Raw genomic sequence first — 22,114 nt, forward strand, 5'->3', positions numbered from 1 at the left:
TATAATTTTACTTTAAATCATGAAAAGAGATGTATTTACTTACTATTCTCATTTTAGAAACTACGAGATGTCTTCTAATATCACACAAAAGAAACACTCAATAATAACATAAAACTATCTAATTCTAATGTATTTTATAGGAGTATTAGCTAAATAATTATCAGCTTAATAGCAAAAATTAACCTGCTGAACCTAAAGTAACATTAATATAGCATAAGCTTTACTTAATTACCAAAGTAAACCGATAGATATGCAGGTATTATAGTAACGTAAAGTTACTAACGATATATAACAATGCTACCTTTAAGATTTTAATATACTGAGATCGTGACTACATACCCCACTATCTGTCAAAAATTTATTTACTAGCAAATAAATTTTTGCGGAAAATTAAATATACGAAAATTAGCTTTTAGGTACTACTCTGCGCTAATTTTGTGATATATAATTTGTCCTTGCCTGCCATACCAAAGTCTCAAAAGTGCGCATGAAATTCTGCTACGAAGTGTCAAAATAGTGCTTTAAATCCGTAAGAAAATGTTATAGTAAACGCAAAAACATATGCTTACGTTGTTTGCTGCATAACTTTAAAAAGAACACAGCAAACTGCAAAACAACTCAAAACAGAGGAAATAACTTGAGCAAAAACAAGTATAGTAAAACCTGCTATATTTATGCATTACTCTTTCTTCAATGCAGCGCCTAATATATCACCTAAGCTTGCACCACTCTCTGTAGAGCCAAACTCAGCCATTGCTTTCTTCTCCTCAGCAATTTCCAAAGCTTTTATAGAAAGCGCAACGTTTCTGCTCCCAGAATCAAATGATAACACCTTTGCGTCCACCTTATCACCAACAGCAAATCTTTCAGGCTTTTGCTCACTTTTATGCCTAGAAAGCTCAGCTTTCTTTATAAATGCACGCACTCCACCAGGCAATTCAACATCGATACCATCTTTCTGCACACCAGTTACATTACAAGTTACAGAATCTACATCAGCTAGATTTGCAACTGCCTGAGCTACACTATCAACTACAGTTTGTTTGATTCCAGCTGTGATACGCTCTCTCTCAAGATCTATATTTAGAATCACTGCTTCAACAATATCACCTTTCTGATACTCTTGTACTGCTTCTTCTGCAGGTTTATCCCAGCTGATTTCAACTGCAGGAATAAGAATATCAATTGTAGAAGCAACACCCTCTTCTTGCATGGAAACAAAAAGACCAAAATCTACTACAGTCTTCACAATTCCTTTTACTTTCGTACCAACTGGATAATGTTTTGCAAAATGTTCCCAAGGATTTTCCTTACATTGCTTCATGCTGAGACTTATCCTATGCTTAGCAACGTCTATCTCAAGAATCATAACATCTACCTCATCACCTTGCTTAACAAGTTTACGAGGGTGTGTATTTTTGATTTGCCAAGCCATCTCACTATGGTGTACAAGCCCTTCAATACCAGGCTTTAGCTCTACAAAAGCGCCGTAATCAACAACAGTTGTAACAACACCTTTAAATACCTTCCCAACTGGGTATTGCACGATTAAACCATCCCAAGGGTTAGGGAGAAGCTGCTTTATCCCAAGCGAAACTCTTTGTAGTTCAAGATTATATTTTGTCACTACTACATCAACTTGTTGTTGTAACTTCAATACTTCAGAAGGGTGAGATATTTTATTCCAAGAAATGTCAGTGATATGCACAAGGCCATCCATAAATCCAAGATCTACAAACACACCATAGTCTGCAATATTCTTAATTACACCTTTTAGCACTGTACCTTCTGAAATAGTAGCAAGCTGCTGCTTTCTACTCTCTTGACGCAACTCTTCAAGTATTGCTTTACGTGAAACTACAACATTCCCATGCTCTTTGTCGATCTTCAAAATCTTGAAAGTTTGAGAAACACCCATAAGTCCAGCTAAATCTTTAACAGGTCTTATATCAACCTGACTTCCAGGTAAAAATGCAACAACGCCACCTATATTTACAGCAAAACCACCTTTGACACGCCCTAAAATTATACCTTCTATATTTTGGTCTTGAGTATAAGTACGCTCAAAATTCATCCAAGCAGCATCTCGAATGGCTTTTTCTCTACTAAGAACTAATCTCCCGCCTTTTCCTTCTAACTTCTCTATAAAAACATCAACAGTGTCGCCAACACGTATTTCTTGGGCTACTCCGTCTATTGTGAACTCATTCAAAAAGATACGTCCTTCACTCTTGAGCCCAACATCAACCACAGCAACGTCCCTCTCAACAGCCGTAACCGTACCAGAAACAATTTGTCCCTCTCTTTTCTCAGAACGCACATACTCTTCAAACAGCTGAGCAAAGGACTCAGCACCACCATCGTTCTGTTGTTCTATACTGTTTTGACTCATATTCATCTTTAAACCTGGGACCTACTTTTTTTATAGTTGATAAAAAAATTTAACAAAGTGGGATAACACATCATGCACTAGGCAGCTATTTAGATTTTTTGAAATATACCTCAGGAATCAACTCCAAAATTTTCTCAACAGACTCGCCAAGCGTAATGTGAGTAGTATCAATAACATTATAAGGCGCTCCCAACTTAAGTGGTGCAAGCTCTCTGCTGCTGTCCTTTAAATCCCGCTCTCTCAAATCACACAATACTTGGTCATGTATAATATTTTCACCAGCATTTTGCAACTGTTTAAATCTTCTTTCAGCTCTAACTTCTAAATCTGCTGTTATAAACACTTTTACATCTGCTTTTGGAAAAATCACTGTTCCTATATCGCGGCCCTCAATGACAACACCAAGTTTCCCACAAGGAAAGTTACGCTGCACATCAAGTAATGCATTCCTAACTTCTGGAATAGCAGCAACAGGTGGAGTAAACTTACTCACTAAAGTTCCATGTAAATCTAGTTTCGAATTATCGTTAAAGTCTGTTTTACTAATCAGCTTTTTTATCTCTTCGATATCACCTAACCCTATTTTAGCTTCAAGCATTCTTGCTGCAACTGTTCTATAAAGAATTCCTGTGTCTAGATAATCAAAATTAAGAATTTTAGCAAGTAATCTTGCAATGCTACCCTTTCCAGAAGCAGCAGGACCATCTATAGCAATTATTATACACCCCTCATTTCGCATGACATTTTTTATTCTGTTATTTGCAAAAAATCAAGGATATCAGACTATATGAATTAGTTTTTTGCCGCAACTGAAATGCTAGCATTAGTACTTATATCACATCTATAAGAAACAATAGAAAGTATTCATTAGCGCATGTAATCACAGGTACCGCACTAAAATATTTTCTGCAATAAAATTACATTCATGATCTAAATTTTTATTTGTTACGCTAATGTGAGAAACTAATTTCCCTTTGTAAAAAACACCAGGAGTAGAATGCAATATAACTTTGCAATATTTTTTAGGCTCAAATAAGTTCCAATTTATTTCCTCATCTTTTAGCATTTCTGACGTTATGCACTTCACATATAGTTCTTTAATAAGATTATCACCTATTTTTTGGTTTACGTGAATAAGAAAACGCTTATCCCATATATTGTCACCAAGCATAAGGTGTTGCTTATCTTGCGTTATTTTGCTTTTCTCTCGAAAAAACACTAAAACTTCAAGATGCTGTACTATCTGACATCCAGCTAAAGTACGATCACTTAAGCATTCTATACTACAAATTTGAGTATCTAATAGTTTAATACTATTCAATCTAGGTGGATGTTGTATGCCACTTACACTACGAAGGATATGAACAAGTAAACGAAGCCTGATTTCCTCATGCAAATGAATGAATTTCTGTATATTCATACTAATAACGCCCAGCTCACTTGTCTTACAAATTGCAGAGAAGGTATCTACTGTCACATTATGCAAAAAATCCTTTGCTCGTTTTGCATTTTCCGCGAGCAATTCTAGCCTGTTTATTAATTCGATATACTTATTATCATCAAGGTGTTTCTTTAGTTGTGCTCTAATTGATGCTCGCGTATATTTGGGATTCTCATTTGATGGGTCTTTCACAAAATAATCCCAACCAATTTCTTTATACACACTTTCTATCTGCGCTCTGGAAAATTCTAAAAAAGGACGTATTATTTTCACCTCGCTTCGCTTGCAGATACTTGGAATACCAGCGATTCCATCTACTCCACTTCCACGCATAATGCGCATTATAACTGTTTCTGCTTGGTCATCTTTGTTGTGTGCAGTAAGAAGACAATCAACATTTTTCTTCCTGCAGTATTCAATTAATAAACTATATCTTGCATCTCTTGCTTTTTGATGCATATTTTTTATAAGTTTGGAGTCTTGCTTATGATCCCACTTTATTACTACTGAATCTATACCTTTAGATTTAAGGTACATAGATGTTTTATACGCTTCTTCCTGCGATTCATCTCTAAGTGAGTGATCAATCGTTACAGCAGAAAAATCGAAAGGTGCGCAGTTTATAAGGTTATGTTTCAACTCATTTAGACAAGCAATGAGACACATGCTGTCTATACCACCTGAAACAGCTACAAAAACTTTTTTTAAAGAATAACGCGCTATTAACGCCTGGATAGCTCCAGTAAATAATGTCTTAGTGCTCATTGATTATTATACAGCTCTCCAATATTAATAAATTATACCAAATTCCCCAAGTTTTTTTATAGCTCTTTTTGCAGTCTAACACCAACTCTTCATTTAGGCACTGCTGGCAAAATGCCTACCTGCTGTATATTTTACTCTGCAAAAACTATTAAAATTTATCTTCAGAAAACTTTGGATAGGCTGCTCTTGACTCGATTTTCGCAATATATTTAGACGAGTTGCTAATTTCTGTCTTATCTTGCTCTGCTTATAAGTCATCATTTTGCTTCTCATCAAGTTTTGCATTTTCAAAATTGCTTCAATCAATAGACCTCTTGCATAACCTATTTAAAGCTCAAAGTTATAGATACCAGCAAGTAAATTAAACCTTAAACCGAATCGTTTTCTTCTGTTCCTATAACGATCAGCGATAATTTTAAATCGTTTGATCATGCCTATGACGTTTTCATTTAAAACACGTTCACTAGACAATTGACGATTTTTCTTTTTATCTTTCCTGCTTAGTGGTCGCTTTTTTGTCTTTTTCTTTGGTAACTCTGAATTATAATGCAACTTATCAATGCCTTGATAACCAGTATCTGTAAGAACTTTAATCTCAGGGTGGATGTGAACTCCGGATTCTTTAAATAACCTGAAATCATGACGCTTGCCATTAGAAAAATTAGTGCAAATGATTTCTTTTTTCCTTTTATCCACAATAAGCTGAGTTTTTAGAGTATGTCGCCTCTTTTTTCCCGAATAAAAGTGCTTCTGTTTTTTTTAGGTCGTTCTATCGGTGTTTCAGTAGCATCAATTAACACAAGTTCGTATTCAGAATCGCTTTTTAGTAATGCTTTACGTCCAGGTAGTGAAAATCGTTTATCTTTAATTAGAGTATCTTCAATCCAACGTATATTACGATAACAGGCACTTTCACTTATTCCATAACTGCGGGAAATATGAAAATATGTCCTGTATTCACGCAAGTACTCAAGCGTCATGAGTAATCGATCTTCTAAAGCCAATTTATTGGGTTTTCCACCTTGAGACTTTAAAATAGCTTCAGCTTCTTTTAATATACTTAGTATAACTTCAAACGTTCCTCGTTTAATGCCAGTAAGCCTGCGAAACTCTTCTGCGTATTCATCTTTGATGTTTTCAAACTTCATGTTATCCTTGATAAAATCAAGGATTTTAATCAATTTATATGGTTATGCAAGAGGTCTATTAGATTTTTTCCTCGCTTTCAGCATTTTTTTTACTAGCATATCGCGCTTTATTTTTGATATATGATCTGTAAATATTATACCATTTGTATGATCAATTTCATGTTGAATGCAAACTGATAGTAAACCATGCTGTAGTTCAAGAACATGTTTATCACCATAATAATCAAGATACTCCACTACTATATCAGAAGGTCTTTGGACATCTGCATATATATCCGGCAATGACAAACAACCCTCATGAAATGATGACTTATCATTAGAACATTTGATAACCTTCGCATTAACTAAAAACATTGGCATTCCATCTACTGGAACAGAATCATCTGACCTTGTGATATCCACTACTATAACTTTCTTAAGCACTCCTACCTGAACTGCTGCAAGGCCTATACCATTATTTTCCTTCATGGTAAACAACATATCATCCATGAAACTACGTAAGGCATCATCAACAATTTCTACATCCTCAGATTTGCAATGTAACCGTGGATCTGGTTCAAGGATTATATTCATCAATACTTGACTTCTATCTACAATATTATCTCGCATAAACTGTGCCATAACATACTAATAATATACTCAAGAATTATCACACCAACATAAAAACGTTATAGTCAAGAAAATTGAAGATATTAGGTACTGCCGGCAAAATCACTTTCGCAGACCTTTTTTGCCTGATCTGCAATAACTGGTACTTTAGCCATTAAGATCCTCAAAGCGTGCACTTATGAAGGCAGTACCTAATTAGACTTCTTATGGAACTTGTTCCAGTTGAGCAAGTGCAAGTAGCATCTAACAAGCCACGGAGCGACAAAATAATTAACAGCTGGAACAAGAATTTCCGAAGAAGTATATTATGAAAGCAAGATCGAGTGACGTGCTGAAGCATCTTGAATCTGTGAATTAAAGAGTCTTATCTAGTAACTAAGATTTTAAGCTTTATACTCGTCATACTTTTCAAAATTGGCGCCTTAAAAAAAAGATCGCTCGTTGTGTATTGATTATCACTGCCTCACACTCTTCCTAGCATAACAATTCCTATACTAACAATGGTATTATGACAGAGCACTTCTACACAACCTAATTTAAGTGCAAAACATCATACAATACATATATTGTAAAGATATATCTATTAATACTTATCATGAAGCTTAAAAAAACTTCACTTAATATCAATACTATAGTTCTGAATTTGATATGTGATCTGTAAACATTAGACCTCTTGCATAACCTATTTAAAGCTCAAAGTTATAGATACCAGCAAGTAAATTAAACCTTAAACCGAATCGTTTTCTTCTGTTCCTATAACGATCAGCGATAATTTTAAATCGTTTGATCATGCCTATGACGTTTTCATTTAAAACACGTTCACTAGACAATTGACGATTTTTCTTTTTATCTTTCCTGCTTAGTGGTCGCTTTTTTGTCTTTTTCTTTGGTAACTCTGAATTATAATGCAACTTATCAATGCCTTGATAACCAGTATCTGTAAGAACTTTAATCTCAGGGTGGATGTGAACTCCGGATTCTTTAAATAACCTGAAATCATGACGCTTGCCATTAGAAAAATTAGTGCAAATGATTTCTTTTTTCCTTTTATCCACAATAAGCTGAGTTTTTAGAGTATGTCGCCTCTTTTTTCCCGAATAAAAGTGCTTCTGTTTTTTTTAGGTCGTTCTATCGGTGTTTCAGTAGCATCAATTAACACAAGTTCGTATTCAGAATCGCTTTTTAGTAATGCTTTACGTCCAGGTAGTGAAAATCGTTTATCTTTAATTAGAGTATCTTCAATCCAACGTATATTACGATAACAGGCACTTTCACTTATTCCATAACTGCGGGAAATATGAAAATATGTCCTGTATTCACGCAAGTACTCAAGCGTCATGAGTAATCGATCTTCTAAAGCCAATTTATTGGGTTTTCCACCTTGAGACTTTAAAATAGCTTCAGCTTCTTTTAATATACTTAGTATAACTTCAAACGTTCCTCGTTTAATGCCAGTAAGCCTGCGAAACTCTTCTGCGTATTCATCTTTGATGTTTTCAAACTTCATGTTATCCTTGATAAAATCAAGGATTTTAATCAATTTATATGGTTATGCAAGAGGTCTATTACTTCTAATAAACTTACTTTGCATAAATTACTTCCTGTAAATTTTAAAAATTGAACCACAACAAGTATGAAATCTCAAAATACTTATGGTAACGCTTGCGTCATAATTCTAAGGAGCTATAAGATTGATCTTGGTAGTAAGCAATTATACTGCACATAAAGTCCAGCAGGAAAAGTGGCAAAATTACAAAAAAACTTATGGATTTTGTTAAGTAATATTTTATATCGCCAAAAATTTAGCGCATGTCCGCACGTGAGCTAATTTTTGACTGATAAACTATAGAGGCAAATAAATGCTATTATAGAATTATATCTAAAAGCATAAGTGCCACAAAAGTTTTGAGAGAAATAAACGAAAATAAATATTAAACCCTTGTTAATTTGTAGATATAAGTGTTTCTTTATAAAAAGAAATAATCAATAATAGAATTGATGCAAATTCTTGGTTATGCAAAGTCTTTTATATAGACTGATTTTTATCTGTGCCTATTACAATATCATTCTTTGAGACAATCAGTTTTGAGATAAATTAAGTTTTCTTTACAAAAAAATAGTTTATATAGTAAATTTTGCTATGGAATAAATATTGGGAGTTGTATATGGAATTTGATCCTATCTTACTTGCCCGCATCCAATTTGCGTTTACTATAAGTTTTCACATCATCTTTCCCGCAATCAGCATAGGACTCGCTAGTTTTCTTGCGGTTGTGGAGTGGCGCTGGCTTGCCACCAAAGATCAAAGATTTCTGGATATTTATAGGTTATTTGTCAAAATTTTCGCTGTGACATTTGGCATGGGTGTTGTATCTGGTGTTGTAATGTCTTATGAATTTGGGACTAACTGGTCAGTGTTTTCTGATCGTGTAGCAAATGTTTTAGGTCCTTTATTGAGTTTTGAAGTATTGACCGCCTTCTTTTTAGAAGCATCATTTCTTGGCATTATGCTTTTTGGGTGGGGACGCGTCAGTCATAGGATGCACTTTTTCGCCACATGTATTGTGGCAACTGGCACTTTAATTTCTGCTTTTTGGATTTTATCTGCTAATAGTTGGATGCAAACCCCACAAGGTTTTACAATAACAACAGATGGTAGGTTAATTCCTACTAATTGGATTGAGATTATTTTTAACCCATCCTTTCCTTATCGCTTCATACATATGACAATAGCCGCATATTTAGCGACTTCTTTCTTTGTCGGCGGTATTGCTGCATTTTATCTTTTAAAAAAACGCGATATGTCACAAGCACGTATTATGCTGGCAATGGCTGTGATTATGGTTGTTATAGTATCTCCTATACAATTATTTGTTGGTCATATGCATGGTGAAAACACTATGCACTATCAACCAGCAAAAGTTGCAGCAATGGAAGGTAATTGGAATCATAAAGAAAATGCACCGCTTTTTCTATTTGGGTGGCCAAATCAGGAAAAAGAGACTACAGAGTATGGCATTACTATTCCAGGTGGTGCCAGCTGGATTTTAACTGGTGATGTAAATGGCAAAATTCCAGCATTGAAAGATATACCAAAAGAAAATAGACCGCCAGTAGTATGGGTTTTTTGGAGCTTTCGTGTAATGGTCGGCATTGGCATGTTAATGATTGGAATAGGTATTGTAAGCACTCTGCAGTCTTTTCGAGGCAAATTATTTCAAAGCAAATGGCTGCATATATGGTGGATATTAATGATACCTAGTGGTTTTATTGCGATTTTAGCTGGATGGTTTGTCACAGAAATTGGCAGGCAACCCTGGACTGCATATGGTATCATACGAACAGCACAATCAGTTTCTCCAGCTATTCTTGGAGCGCAGGTTGCATGGTCATTGGCTGCATTTATTGTGATGTATACGCTGATATTTAGTGCAGGCATATATTATATCGTTAAATTAATAAGAAATGGTATTCCTGTTACTGAAAGCGGCGAACAATATTATAAACATGGAATTGAAGCTTCTGTGATTGAATCGATTGCCACGAAGGGAGGGCCGCATGTTTGATTTTTCTCATATAATAGATCTACAGCTCATTTGGGCAATCATAATAGCAATTGCTATATTTCTGTATGTGCTTTTAGACGGCTTTGATCTAGGCATTGGAATACTTTTTCCGTTTGCACCTTCTGATCAATGCCGCGATAAAATGATGAACTCTATTGCACCATTCTGGGATGGAAATGAAACGTGGTTAGTGCTTGGAGGTGGTGGGCTTTTTGCTGCTTTTCCGCTAGCTTACTCAATATTAATGCCTGCGTTTTATATGCCGATTATATTGATGTTACTGGGGCTTATTATGCGTGGTGTAGCATTTGAGTTTCGTTTTAAAGCAGGGAAAAATTCTCGCAGACTATGGGATTATGTATTCCACTTTGGTTCACTTGGAGCTGCTTTCTGTCAAGGAACTATTCTTGGTGGGTTCATCCAAGGTGTGCAAGTCAATGGACGCAACTTTGCAGGTGGACCATTTGACTGGGCTACGGCTTTTTCTATCATGACTGGAATAGCAGTTATATTTGGTTACGCACTTTTAGGCTCTACTTGGCTGATCATGAAGACTGAAGATATAACTCAAAAATGGTCTCATCGCGTGGCATCTTATGTTCTTTGTTTTGTTGGAATTTTTATGATATTAGTAAGCATTGTTGTGCCATTTATAAACGAGCGAATCAAGAATTTTTGGTTCAGTATACCAAACTTATATTATCTTTCAGTTATTCCGTTCTTTACAGCTGTCTTGTTTCTTTTACTCTTTTGCGATTTGCGTAAAGCTCAATATGAACGCCGCCCGTTTTTTTGCAGTATTGGTATATTTCTCATGGGATACTTGGGATTAGGTCTGAGTATATTTCCATGGTTGATTCCATATCATTACACAATTTGGGACGCCGCAGCTTATGGACCAAGCTTATCTCTGATGTTATGCGGAGTTGTACCGTTACTACCACTTATTTTAGGCTATACAAGTTATTGCTATTATGTTTTTCGTGAAAAAAGCAGCCATGAGGCGATGTATTAAAAACTCTTGTGTTTGGTTAAATACTCATAAAAGAGTGAAAGAATGGATGTGGTTTGTCATTTTATGGCTGGGAGGAATGCTTATTATCTTGTCTGCAACATATCTCATTAAATACCTAATTAAGAGTTTGTTATAGCTAGTCTATCCGTTAAAGAACAACCACTTTCACTCCATAAGGAAGCTGCATCTGCAGCCCCCTCTCTTTGATGAAGCTTTACAACATTTTCATAGTTGATTTTTCTCCGTCTGCTCATCACACTTATTATTAATCTTAGGCAAGAACTCTTCACCGTGCTTAATTTCAATAGAAGAATCTTTCAAATCACAGCCGACATCTTCGAATCTTCCCCCTAAATAATGAGACAAAAACCTCTCAGCGATAGCAAAAAATGATATGCGATTCTCTGGCCTTGCAAATCCATGACCTTCATCTGGATAGAGAACATATGTGACAGGAATATTCTTCTGCTTCATCACATCAACAATTTGGTCAGATTCAGATTGCTTAACCCTAGGGTCATTTGCTCCATGCCCTATTAGAAGAGGCTTATTAATTCTATCAACATATGTAATTGGAGATCTAGATGCTAAAAATTCCTTTCCTTCTTCTGTAGTGTGATCTGCTCCAATCTTAATCTGCATCGACTTAAGCGCAGGCACCCAGTAAGGAGGCATTGTATTGAACAGAGTCTCTAAGCTAGAAGGACCTACTATATCTACTGCACATGCAAATACATCTGGAGTAAATGTTAGCCCAACTAGGGCAGCGTATCCACCATAACTTCCACCCATGATAGCAACTTTCTCTTTATCAGCTATTTTATTTTGCACAGCCCAATCTACTGCATCTATTAGATCATCATGCATTTTTCCAGCCCATTGAGCATTGCCTGCATTTATAAAGCTCTTCCCAAATCCAGTTGATCCACGATAATTCACGCTTAAGACAGCATACCCTCTATTGGTTAACCATTGATGAGCAGAGTTAAAGCCCCAATCGTCTCTCGCAGTTGGACCACCATGCACATAAAGTACCATAGGAAGCGGAGATTTCGTTGTTAATCCATCATCTTTCTGACTCCCACTTGGAAGGCTAAGATAACTAATGAGGTCAAGACCATCTCTAGATTTGATCACAACTGGATGCATATGTACCAGTTTATACTTATTTAAATCATCCCTATTAGCAAATAAAAACTCAGCAAATCCAGCGCCTTTTTCTGCTCTGTTATATTTATAATACATTACAGGGCCATTATCCTGTGAGTCTGCAACTATCCAATGCTTTCCATCCAATGACATGCTGATTATTTCCATATCTCCTTTTATTATGGATTTCAGATATTTTATATCTTCTTTAATAGCATCATCTATAACTACAATCTCATCTCTCAAGTAATTGTAGTTGACAATCCAAATATTCTTCTCTGTTGGATGAAGAGTCAAGCCAGAAACATCAACTTTATCATTACTATATATTAATTTGCCAGACTTGCTCTCTATATCAACTTCGAAAAGAGCCCCAGTATCTCTATCTCTTGAATCTATTGTATAAATCTTATCATTAGCTTTATTGAAACCTATTATGCCAGTTGTATAATAGTCCTCCTGTGGAATGACGTAGAACTCTTCAGCTTTTAGTTCTTTATCAAATTTATATACATATACATCCCCACTTTGCTTTTGTTTGACAGCAAACCGCAAATTCAAATCATCATCACTTATTAAATCCACAAACTCATTGTTTTCGTATACAAGCTTAGTTTCTCCGCTCTTAATGTTTAATCTATAAACATCATGCCAACGCGGATCACGGCTATTCATTTGAACAAGAATTTCATCTTCAAATTTTTGGCTCACTTTATGTATCATTGCGCGTACACCACTTGCAGTCAGCCTTTTTTCTTCTAAAGTCTCAATATTAACACTATAGACCGCCCAATTCTCATCGCCAGCCTCATCTTGCATATACATTACATGCTTATTGTCATATGCAAAAAAATAAGAACGAATCCCTCTTACCTTGTCATTTGTAATACATTTCGCATTTTTTATATTGTCCGCATCTGCAACATAAACGTTGAGCACTCCATCCTTAGGTGCAATATAACCTATGTATTTGCCGTTTGGACTAATGCGAGCTGCAGTTTTATCTGGATTTCCAAAAAGTACAGTTCTTGGTATTAGCGAATCATGTTTTGTCTGCATAGCGATGGAGTAATTTGGGGTTATTATTGATAACAAAAATACTTGGCATACATGTATAACGTTTATAAGCCTGGTTTTGTGATAGAATCTGAATAACATATTAAAAATGAAAAGAAAATTGAATAGTAATTTATGAATAAGCTACGCAAGCTAGTCAAACTAAAGCTCATGCAATTAAAGGTAAAGGAAAACTACTATATACTATTTAGTACAAAAGCCCAGCTATATAAATGCTGAAACTTGTATCTTACTATACAAGCCGATATAAACATGCAGAAACTAAAAAAGCATCATAGAAAAACGCCCTAAGAAACATAAGGGCGCTAAATTATCTATATACTATACATGATATACATGAATATATTGCATTCCAAAAGCATGAAATAAATAGAACTCTTAAAGTTCTGCGTTTGGTGTACTTAGTGTACTCACATTTGTATCACATTCAGACGCTATATCATCTGTATATACCGTGCTTGATGTAATATCCAGCGAAACATTATCTATTGAGTCTACCTCAGCATTATTAGAATGAGCAGCAACAGGTATATCTTGCGTAGTAGCACTAGCAGCTACTTGTTCAAGATCGAGTCTTTATCAAAGATTGTGTAAATTATAGTAGAGCCTATATTTGGAATTAATAAAGAATATAGGTAATTAGAATGAAGACAGAAAAGAATAAGAAAATAAATGAAGCGATAGATTTACTGATAGAAGGAGGAGCGGATTTAAAGACAGTACTGAAGCAGGATGGATTGATTAAGGAATTAACGAAGAGTATTTTGGAGAGAGCCTTGCAGGCAGAAATGTCTGAACACTTAGGTTATAACAAATATGATAGGTCTGAAACTGAGAATTGCAGGAATGGTCATTATAATAAGAATTTGATTACTGAGAATGGCAGTATCGAGTTAAATATTCCGCGAGATAGAGAAGGTAAATTTGCACCTGTAATTGTCTCCAAGAATCAAACAAGAATAGATGGTTTAGATCAAAAGATAATATCTCTGTATGCCAAGGGGATGAGTTTGTCTGATATCAAGATCCAATTACAAGAATTATATGGAGCAGAAGTTAGTGAGAGTTTAATTAGTAGGGTTACAGATGATGTAATTGATGAGGTTAGAATTTGGCAGAGTAGACCTCTTGAACCATTATATCCTATAGTATATTTTGATTGTTTAATAGTTAAGGTAAGGCAAGATAAACAGATAATTAATAAATCAGTATATGTTGCGCTGGGTATAGATTTACAGGGCCGGAAAGATATTTTAGGATTATGGATAAGTGAGAATGAAGGATCTAAATTCTGGCTTAGTAATTTTACTGAATTGAAGAATCGAGGATTAAAAGATATATTAATTGCCTGTAGTGATAACCTGACTGGTATGTCTGAAGCTATATGCGCAAGTTATCCCAAAACTGAGCATCAGCTTTGTATAGTACATCAAATTAGAAATAGCCTGAAGTATGTATCATATAAAGACAGAAAATTATTGGCATCAGATTTAAAGCTTATTTATAGCTCTGCTACTGAAGATGAAGCGCATCTTGCCCTAGAATCTTTTGATAAGAAATGGAGTAAACGATATCCACATATAGCAAAATCCTGGTATAATAATTGGGAGAATCTTGTAATATTTCTGCAATATCCAGAGAGTATCCGTAAGATAATTTACACTACAAATGCTATAGAATCGCTGAATAGTCAGTTGAGAAAAGTTACAAGAAATAAGCGTGTTTTCCCAAATGATGATTCGGTATTCAAGGTTTTATACCTAACGATTGATTATATTACCAAAAAATGGACCATGCCTATCTCTAACTGGAATGAAGCTATGGCTCATTTTATAATCAAATTTGATGGGAGATTTTAATGGCTCTAAAAAATTTACACAATCAATGAGAAAGACCCTCAAAAGATAATATCTCTGTATGCCAAGGGGATGAGTTTGTCTGATATCAAGATCCAATTACAAGAATTATATGGAGCAGAAGTTAGTGAGAGTTTAATTAGTAGGGTTACAGATGATGTAATTGATGAGGTTAGAATTTGGCAGAGTAGACCTCTTGAACCATTATATCCTATAGTATATTTTGATTGTTTAATAGTTAAGGTAAGGCAAGATAAACAGATAATTAATAAATCAGTATATGTTGCGCTGGGTATAGATTTACAGGGCCGGAAAGATATTTTAGGATTATGGATAAGTGAGAATGAAGGATCTAAATTCTGGCTTAGTAATTTTACTGAATTGAAGAATCGAGGATTAAAAGATATATTAATTGCCTGTAGTGATAACCTGACTGGTATGTCTGAAGCTATATGCGCAAGTTATCCCAAAACTGAGCATCAGCTTTGTATAGTACATCAAATTAGAAATAGCCTGAAGTATGTATCATATAAAGACAGAAAATTATTGGCATCAGATTTAAAGCTTATTTATAGCTCTGCTACTGAAGATGAAGCGCATCTTGCCCTAGAATCTTTTGATAAGAAATGGAGTAAACGATATCCACATATAGCAAAATCCTGGTATAATAATTGGGAGAATCTTGTAATATTTCTGCAATATCCAGAGAGTATCCGTAAGATAATTTACACTACAAATGCTATAGAATCGCTGAATAGTCAGTTGAGAAAAGTTACAAGAAATAAGCGTGTTTTCCCAAATGATGATTCGGTATTCAAGGTTTTATACCTAACGATTGATTATATTACCAAAAAATGGACCATGCCTATCTCTAACTGGAATGAAGCTATGGCTCATTTTATAATCAAATTTGATGGGAGATTTTAATGGCTCTAAAAAATTTACACAATCAATGAGAAAGACCCGGCTTTTGACTGAACTATCAAGTAGAGAGAATTTAATAGTTTATGTGGATAATAACTTACAAGCTAATGCGAATAAGACTAATAATTTAGATAATTTAATATCTGTAGGAGTGAATACAGATAATAGAACTGTTCAAGAATTACTTGTCTCTCACCAGCAAAACTATGAGATTGTTACTGAATCGCAGCTTGCTTTAGTAGTGTTTAAAGATACTGAATCAGAAGATAAGTGTAAGAAACCTGATGTTCTGCTGGAAGATGTTCTGCCAGAAGATGTTTTTGAAACAAGTGCTGCAGTGAAGTTTAAAAATGATGAATCAGAAGATAAGTGTAACGTGCAACAATAAATGGCACTAATTGTGCATAATTATTTGGCACTCTATTAACTATTTCCAATTACTAAACATTCTCTAGCTGAATTAATTACTTCTTTTGATATAAAAGAAAGTTGATTTACTTCAATAATCCTAATTGCTTGTTTTAAAAGGCGATTAATAAGTCTGAAATTTCCATTAGTTATGCGGGCAACAGCAGCTGTTGCTTCATGATCCATAAAATTATTTTCTTTAAACGCTATACCTAATGTCTTCAGATGCTGCTCAATTATAAAAGATATTTCTTCAGATGAAAGTGGGTTAAAAGTATGAGTGAAACCAATTCTTGAATATAATTGTGGGAAACGAATCAACCGTTTTTCAATGCCTGGCATACCTATAAAGATAACTGCTATTTGATTTAAACCATCATATTCATAATTTTGACGATCATAAATATCTCTGATTTGCTCTAAACTTTTTGATTGCAAACGTTCTGCTTCATCAATAATAAGCAATTCAACATACTTTTTAAGTCTTACTTCTCTTTCGGGTGGAATAAATTCACCATAAATACTACGCTCTTTTAAACGACTAAAATGATGTATCAACTGTTTAATATCATTAACTATGAGCTTTGCTGAATTGATGACTTCAGGAGTGTAGATTATTGTGTTATATGGCTTCATATCTATAATTGGATTATAACGATGAAATCCTTGATCATATGCTGATGCAGCGATAAGCTGTGCTTCTACCTTGTGCCAATTTGCATAATAAACAGCAGACATACTCTTGCCTACTCCTGCATGCCCGTGACAAAGTCCAATATATTTTTCTTTTTTGCAAGTATTACAAAACTCAACAAAGCGTTTATATTCTTTTGTTAGTATAAAATCATTCATTATCAACCATATAAAGCTTTAATCCAGGTTTTTTGTTGATTGTTTTTTTAGGAATTTCTATGAATGACTCTGTTTGTTGTTTAGATGCTAAAATTGCGTCAACTATTGATAAACGTTGTGCTATTTGTTTTTTTAAATTCCGACGATGCTCATTTCTTGCTACTTGTATTTCTTTTAAGCTTACAGATTCTTGATCTAGTGCTTGGCATACTGGTTGGCAAAGATATTTATTTTTATGAAATACTCTTATGCTAGTGATATCTGAAGGATTATAGCGAATAACGACCCATTCCCCTACATAACTTGCTAATATAGAATCTAGATAACGCAATCCCTGAAATCTTATACCATCACGTCGAACATTTCTTTGTTTAACAGACTCCATTAGCAATAGATCTAATTGTTCAAGAGATTCGGGCATTCTAGGTAGAAATCCATGTTCTTCCCAGCGTACTGCTGGAGTTGTTTGTATTTCTGGATGTGTGCGTTGATTATACATTATTATGAAAGCGCAAATTAATTTATCTAGCTCAGCTAAATTGAGTTTCGCAACAGGATTCTTACTCATAATATAACCGTCTAATTCAGAAAGTAGCAGTTGATTCAATGTACGAAAAAAACGCTCAATCTTTCCTCTTCCTCTCGGCTCTCCGATATTAGAAAATATAAGCTGTATTTTTAAATCAATGCAAACTTGTTCAATAGACCTCTTGCATAACCATATAAATTGATTAAAATCCTTGATTTTATCAAGGATAACATGAAGTTTGAAAACATCAAAGATGAATACGCAGAAGAGTTTCGCAGGCTTACTGGCATTAAACGAGGAACGTTTGAAGTTATACTAAGTATATTAAAAGAAGCTGAAGCTATTTTAAAGTCTCAAGGTGGAAAACCCAATAAATTGGCTTTAGAAGATCGATTACTCATGACGCTTGAGTACTTGCGTGAATACAGGACATATTTTCATATTTCCCGCAGTTATGGAATAAGTGAAAGTGCCTGTTATCGTAATATACGTTGGATTGAAGATACTCTAATTAAAGATAAACGATTTTCACTACCTGGACGTAAAGCATTACTAAAAAGCGATTCTGAATACGAACTTGTGTTAATTGATGCTACTGAAACACCGATAGAACGACCTAAAAAAAACAGAAGCACTTTTATTCGGGAAAAAAGAGGCGACATACTCTAAAAACTCAGCTTATTGTGGATAAAAGGAAAAAAGAAATCATTTGCACTAATTTTTCTAATGGCAAGCGTCATGATTTCAGGTTATTTAAAGAATCCGGAGTTCACATCCACCCTGAGATTAAAGTTCTTACAGATACTGGTTATCAAGGCATTGATAAGTTGCATTATAATTCAGAGTTACCAAAGAAAAAGACAAAAAAGCGACCACTAAGCAGGAAAGATAAAAAGAAAAATCGTCAATTGTCTAGTGAACGTGTTTTAAATGAAAACGTCATAGGCATGATCAAACGATTTAAAATTATCGCTGATCGTTATAGGAACAGAAGAAAACGATTCGGTTTAAGGTTTAATTTACTTGCTGGTATCTATAACTTTGAGCTTTAAATAGGTTATGCAAGAGGTCTAATATGATTTGAAGTAAAATCAGAGCCATGATCTGTGTATAACACATTTGGAATGCCGCATATAGACCATGATGATTCTTTCTTGCACCAAATACTCTGACGCAAACAAAGTGAAGTTTTAATAGCTGAAGGTGCAAGAAATGATAATTCATAACCTGCAATAGCGCGACTATAATCATCAATAATTACTGTTAACCAAGGTCTTGCAGATTTTTGTTTATCATCTATAACTATAAAAATATCTAATAATACATGGTCAGCTTGCCAAACCTGATTTGCATAATCAGCTTGATGTCTATAAAGTATGTCATATTTTTGCTTGTATGCTTTATCACCATGATGCGCTAATGTAACCATAGGTGTAGGTAATTTCTTGATTAAATTACATATTGTACGGTAACTAGGACATTTTTGATCTTGCCCAGTGGCATATTCTTTCACCTTACGATAAATACTGCTGATGCTCAAATGAGCATTTTGTAAATATATTCCTTCTGCGATTTGTTGGATTTCATTTGATATGGAGCGTCTTTTAGCAATATCATTACGTTTTTGTCTAATGAGGCCTTCTAAACCTTGTTTTTTATAATCAGCTATCCATCTTCTAGCTGTCCTTAGAGCTAATTTGTGTCTGCTGCAAATAACTGCTAAAGCTTCTTTTTTACACAAGAATGACTCAATCAATTTATATCTTCTTAAAGCTTCATTTCTTTGAGTTTCTGAATATTTGCTTAAGTTATTTGTATTTTTGCCAGTATCCATTTGTTTTAATATACTTAAAAACCATACCCTTAAGATATATCTTGAGCAGATATAACATGTTTATTTAAAGCATCATATAAAGTTGAGCGTTTAATAGAAAAAGTCCTGCATATAGATGCCTTACTCGTGCCTGCTTTTAAAGATTCAAGTATAATGTCCATTTTTTCTTGATCAATTAAGCGTGGCCTGCCACCTTTGCGACCCCTTTTTTTAGCTGCAGCCAGTCCTGCAATAACTCTTTCTTTTATCAAAGCTCTTTCATATTGTGCAAGTGATGCGAAAATATTAAATAGTAGCTCTCCATTAGCTGTTGTTGTATCTATATGCTCAGTTAAAGATCTAAAAGCGATGCCTTGTTTATTTAAGTCGTTAACGATACTGAGTAAATGTGATATAGAGCGTCCTAAACGATCTAGTTTCCAGACAATTAGACAATCTCCTGGCTGAAGAAATGCTAGTGCTTTTTCTAACCCTAGCCTGTTATCCTTAGCTCCACTAGCTCTATCTTCAAAAATATTTCTTGGATCAACACCGATTTGAATTAAAGCATCCTTTTGCAGGTCTGTTGTTTGGCGTTCACTTTCTGACGATACTCTCATGTACCCCACTTTCATACGAAAAACCTCATTAGAGTTATTTTCGGACATACAATTATCCCGACAATGTTTTCCGTATGGTTTTAGCCAGTTTTTGACTTGTTTACAAGATATTTTACTTTCTATTATTTTAGCGTCGTAAAACAAGTGTTTTTCGTGCACCCGAAATAATAATTTATTACCGCTTATTGCAGATCTCTCTTATTTTATATCTAATATCGTCTTTATTCTGCTGGCACATTGTTATTTATGAATTATCATGCTATAGTGTATTATAAAGCAAATATCATTTATATGAGCAAATTATATTATGTTGCAGTCTACAATGACAAGCAGAGGTCAAATTACTATACCCGCCGAAATAAGAGAGAAATTGCATCTAAGTACTGGTCATAGGTTAGAATTTCTTTTAGAGGATGGTTGCATACTAATACTGCCAATTAATAAATCTCTCAGAAGCTTAAAAGGCATATTAGCAAAACCTAACATCCCTCTTACTTGTCAAGAAATAAATGAAATTATAAAAAATGTAAGCACATAGGCGGATATGATTGGTATAGATACTAATATTTTGGTTCGCTATCTTACTCAGGATGATACGGAACAAGCTCAAATTTCTGGACAAATCTTTGATAGTTATGCCGCTTCTCATAATTCACTATTCATTAACAACATAGTGATGTGTGAATTAATTTGGGTGCTAGAAAAAGGCTATAAATATAACAAAGAGGAAATTGGTAAGGTCATAAAACAAATATTATCAACGGAAGAATTCGCTTTCGAGAATCAGAAGTTACTATGGCTTGCTTTAAATCAATACATCCAAAATAGATTAGACTTCTCTGATGCACTAATCGGCGAAATCAATAAAGAATTTGGTTGTTCAAAAACTTTAACATTTGATCAAACAGCAGTGAAAGATAATAATTTTGTATTGGCCACAGCCATTAATCACTAATCTCTTTCAAGAAACTAACTCATATAACTTTAAAGTGCCAAATAATTATGCACAAATAGTGCCATTTATTGCTGCACGTTACATAAAGATGATGAATCAGAAGATAAGTGTAAGAAACCTGATGTTCTGTCAGAAGATTTATTTGAGGAGCCAGAAGCTGATTATGTAACTAATGAAGAGGAAGGAAATGTGAAGAAGCTTTCGACTAGCTTCATAACTAGAGCAAGTGGTATAGATAAAACAGAAGATGATATTTTCATAGTTGGGGCGGAAGAAGGCAGTATTAATAGGATTTCGATTAATTCTTTAACTGGAGCGAGTCGGAGCGCTAGGGCGGAAGCTGAGAGTTTAGTTGAAGCAGAAAGAAATATTAAAAAGCCTACAAGTTTAGTAAATAAAGCAAGTAAGACTGATCAAATAAGATCTAATAACTTACAATCTACTCAAAGTGGTACAATTGATTTAAACAATTTTGAAAATACCAAACTTGATGAGAAGCAAAATGATGACTTGCAACCAGAGCATTATTCGATGAATACTTTACCTCACAAAGGGCAAGAATCTAATTCAGAAACGGATGAGAAGCAAAATGATGACTTGCAACCAGAGCATTATTCGATGAATACTTTACATCACAAAGAGCAAGAATCTAATTCAGAAACGGATGAGAAGCAAAATGATGACTTGCAACCAGAGCATTATGCGATGAATACTTTACATCACAAAGAGCAAGAATCTAATTCAGAAACGGATGAGAAGCAAAATGATGACTTGCAACCAGAGCATTATGCGATGAATACTTTACATCACAAAGAGCAAGAATCTAATTCAGAAACGGATGAGAAGCAAAATGATGACTTGCAAGCAGAGCACTATGTGATGAATACTTTACCTGATTTTACGATTTCTCATGAGATAACATTTGAAGCAATAGGTAATAGTCCTTGGTGTTCTAAATGCTGTGACTGCTAGTTTTTAGACTCTAATATGTAATT

20 protein-coding genes are annotated in these 22,114 nt (G+C 34.5%); 9 read left to right on the forward strand and 11 right to left on the reverse strand.

Annotated elements, in window-relative coordinates:
- Nucleotides 1-679 precede the first annotated feature (679 nt).
- The 6 genes from AACL20_RS02120 to AACL20_RS02145 form a co-directional block, all read right to left on the reverse strand.
- Nucleotides 680-2,392 carry a 30S ribosomal protein S1 gene (locus AACL20_RS02120; protein WP_339052457.1) on the reverse strand — a complete coding sequence of 571 codons (1,713 nt, stop codon included), beginning with the start codon at nt 2,390-2,392 and terminating at the stop codon, nt 680-682.
- 85 nt (nt 2,393-2,477) lie between these two features.
- Nucleotides 2,478-3,131: a (d)CMP kinase gene (gene cmk / locus AACL20_RS02125; protein ID WP_339052458.1), complete on the reverse strand. Its 654-nt coding sequence runs from the start codon at nt 3,129-3,131 to the stop codon at nt 2,478-2,480.
- A 141-nt stretch (nt 3,132-3,272) separates the two neighbouring features.
- Complete coding sequence (gene tilS / locus AACL20_RS02130) at nt 3,273-4,598, reverse strand: tRNA lysidine(34) synthetase TilS (protein WP_339052459.1); 1,326 nt, start codon at nt 4,596-4,598, stop codon at nt 3,273-3,275.
- Between the two features lie 327 nt (nt 4,599-4,925).
- Nucleotides 4,926-5,746 (reverse strand): IS5 family transposase gene (locus AACL20_RS02135; protein WP_339051669.1). Its coding sequence is split into 2 segments (ribosomal slippage): nt 4,926-5,359 and nt 5,359-5,746, totalling 822 coding nucleotides; the frame shifts between segments, so codons are not numbered across the junction.
- Between the two features lie 42 nt (nt 5,747-5,788).
- Nucleotides 5,789-6,355, reverse strand: a complete 567-nt coding sequence (gene def / locus AACL20_RS02140) for a peptide deformylase (protein WP_339052460.1) — start codon at nt 6,353-6,355, stop codon at nt 5,789-5,791.
- 686 nt (nt 6,356-7,041) lie between these two features.
- Nucleotides 7,042-7,862 (reverse strand): IS5 family transposase gene (locus tag AACL20_RS02145; RefSeq protein ID WP_339051669.1). Its coding sequence is split into 2 segments (ribosomal slippage): nt 7,042-7,475 and nt 7,475-7,862, totalling 822 coding nucleotides; the frame shifts between segments, so codons are not numbered across the junction.
- A gap of 658 nt (nt 7,863-8,520) precedes the next feature.
- Here AACL20_RS02145 and AACL20_RS02150 point away from each other — a divergent pair.
- A complete protein-coding gene (locus AACL20_RS02150; protein WP_339052461.1) occupies nt 8,521-9,921 on the forward strand; it encodes a cytochrome ubiquinol oxidase subunit I in 1,401 nt (466 codons plus the stop codon).
- A complete protein-coding gene (cydB, locus tag AACL20_RS02155; RefSeq protein WP_339052462.1) occupies nt 9,914-10,936 on the forward strand; it encodes a cytochrome d ubiquinol oxidase subunit II in 1,023 nt (340 codons plus the stop codon). Before AACL20_RS02150 ends, cydB begins: the two co-directional genes overlap by 8 nt.
- A gap of 225 nt (nt 10,937-11,161) precedes the next feature.
- On the opposite strand, the gene AACL20_RS02160 is transcribed toward cydB, so the two are convergent.
- Complete coding sequence (locus AACL20_RS02160) at nt 11,162-13,180, reverse strand: S9 family peptidase (protein ID WP_339052463.1); 2,019 nt, start codon at nt 13,178-13,180, stop codon at nt 11,162-11,164.
- 626 nt (nt 13,181-13,806) lie between these two features.
- On the opposite strand from AACL20_RS02160, the gene AACL20_RS02165 reads away from it, so the two are divergent.
- From AACL20_RS02165 to AACL20_RS02175, 3 genes are read left to right on the forward strand one after another with little or no spacing between them, the layout of a single operon-like run.
- On the forward strand, nt 13,807-15,021 hold the full coding sequence (locus AACL20_RS02165) for an IS256 family transposase (protein WP_339051785.1): 1,215 nt from the start codon (nt 13,807-13,809) through the stop codon (nt 15,019-15,021).
- A 48-nt stretch (nt 15,022-15,069) separates the two neighbouring features.
- A complete protein-coding gene (locus AACL20_RS02170; protein ID WP_339052660.1) occupies nt 15,070-15,945 on the forward strand; it encodes an IS256 family transposase in 876 nt (291 codons plus the stop codon).
- Nucleotides 15,932-16,330 carry a hypothetical protein gene (locus AACL20_RS02175; protein ID WP_339052464.1) on the forward strand — a complete coding sequence of 133 codons (399 nt, stop codon included), beginning with the start codon at nt 15,932-15,934 and terminating at the stop codon, nt 16,328-16,330. Before AACL20_RS02170 ends, AACL20_RS02175 begins: the two co-directional genes overlap by 14 nt.
- A 35-nt stretch (nt 16,331-16,365) precedes the next feature.
- Here the strand turns inward: AACL20_RS02175 and AACL20_RS02180 are convergent, their stop codons facing one another.
- Together AACL20_RS02180 and AACL20_RS02185 are read right to left on the reverse strand one after the other, a co-directional pair.
- Nucleotides 16,366-17,202, reverse strand: coding sequence for an AAA family ATPase (locus tag AACL20_RS02180; protein WP_339052465.1), 837 nt, complete (start codon nt 17,200-17,202; stop codon nt 16,366-16,368).
- Nucleotides 17,195-17,770, reverse strand: coding sequence for a Mu transposase C-terminal domain-containing protein (locus AACL20_RS02185; RefSeq protein ID WP_339052466.1), 576 nt, complete (start codon nt 17,768-17,770; stop codon nt 17,195-17,197). Before AACL20_RS02185 ends, AACL20_RS02180 begins: the two co-directional genes overlap by 8 nt.
- A gap of 192 nt (nt 17,771-17,962) precedes the next feature.
- Here AACL20_RS02185 and AACL20_RS02190 point away from each other — a divergent pair.
- Nucleotides 17,963-18,783, forward strand: a protein-coding gene (locus AACL20_RS02190; protein WP_339051669.1) for an IS5 family transposase whose coding sequence is annotated in 2 segments (ribosomal slippage) — nt 17,963-18,350 and nt 18,350-18,783 — 822 coding nt in all. Because the reading frame shifts where the segments join, the coding sequence is not laid out codon by codon here.
- Between the two features lie 5 nt (nt 18,784-18,788).
- On the opposite strand, the gene AACL20_RS02195 is transcribed toward AACL20_RS02190, so the two are convergent.
- A complete protein-coding gene (locus AACL20_RS02195) occupies nt 18,789-19,565 on the reverse strand; it encodes a helix-turn-helix domain-containing protein (RefSeq protein ID WP_339052467.1) in 777 nt (258 codons plus the stop codon).
- A 29-nt stretch (nt 19,566-19,594) separates the two neighbouring features.
- Nucleotides 19,595-20,179, reverse strand: coding sequence for a recombinase family protein (locus AACL20_RS02200; protein WP_339052661.1), 585 nt, complete (start codon nt 20,177-20,179; stop codon nt 19,595-19,597).
- Between the two features lie 292 nt (nt 20,180-20,471).
- Between AACL20_RS02200 and AACL20_RS02205 the strand changes: the two genes are divergently transcribed.
- The 3 genes from AACL20_RS02205 (at nt 20,472) to AACL20_RS02215 (ending at nt 22,091) form a co-directional block, all read left to right on the forward strand.
- Nucleotides 20,472-20,702 (forward strand): AbrB/MazE/SpoVT family DNA-binding domain-containing protein, encoded by a 231-nt coding sequence (locus AACL20_RS02205; RefSeq protein WP_339052468.1) that lies wholly within the window; start codon nt 20,472-20,474, stop codon nt 20,700-20,702.
- A 6-nt stretch (nt 20,703-20,708) separates the two neighbouring features.
- Nucleotides 20,709-21,119 (forward strand): type II toxin-antitoxin system VapC family toxin, encoded by a 411-nt coding sequence (locus AACL20_RS02210; protein WP_339052469.1) that lies wholly within the window; start codon nt 20,709-20,711, stop codon nt 21,117-21,119.
- A gap of 189 nt (nt 21,120-21,308) precedes the next feature.
- Nucleotides 21,309-22,091 carry a hypothetical protein gene (locus AACL20_RS02215; RefSeq protein ID WP_339052470.1) on the forward strand — a complete coding sequence of 261 codons (783 nt, stop codon included), beginning with the start codon at nt 21,309-21,311 and terminating at the stop codon, nt 22,089-22,091.
- Nucleotides 22,092-22,114 lie beyond the last annotated feature (23 nt).

It is taken from the genome of Candidatus Lariskella endosymbiont of Epinotia ramella (genome assembly GCF_964019805.1).
Classification (GTDB): domain Bacteria; phylum Pseudomonadota; class Alphaproteobacteria; order Rickettsiales; family Midichloriaceae; genus Lariskella.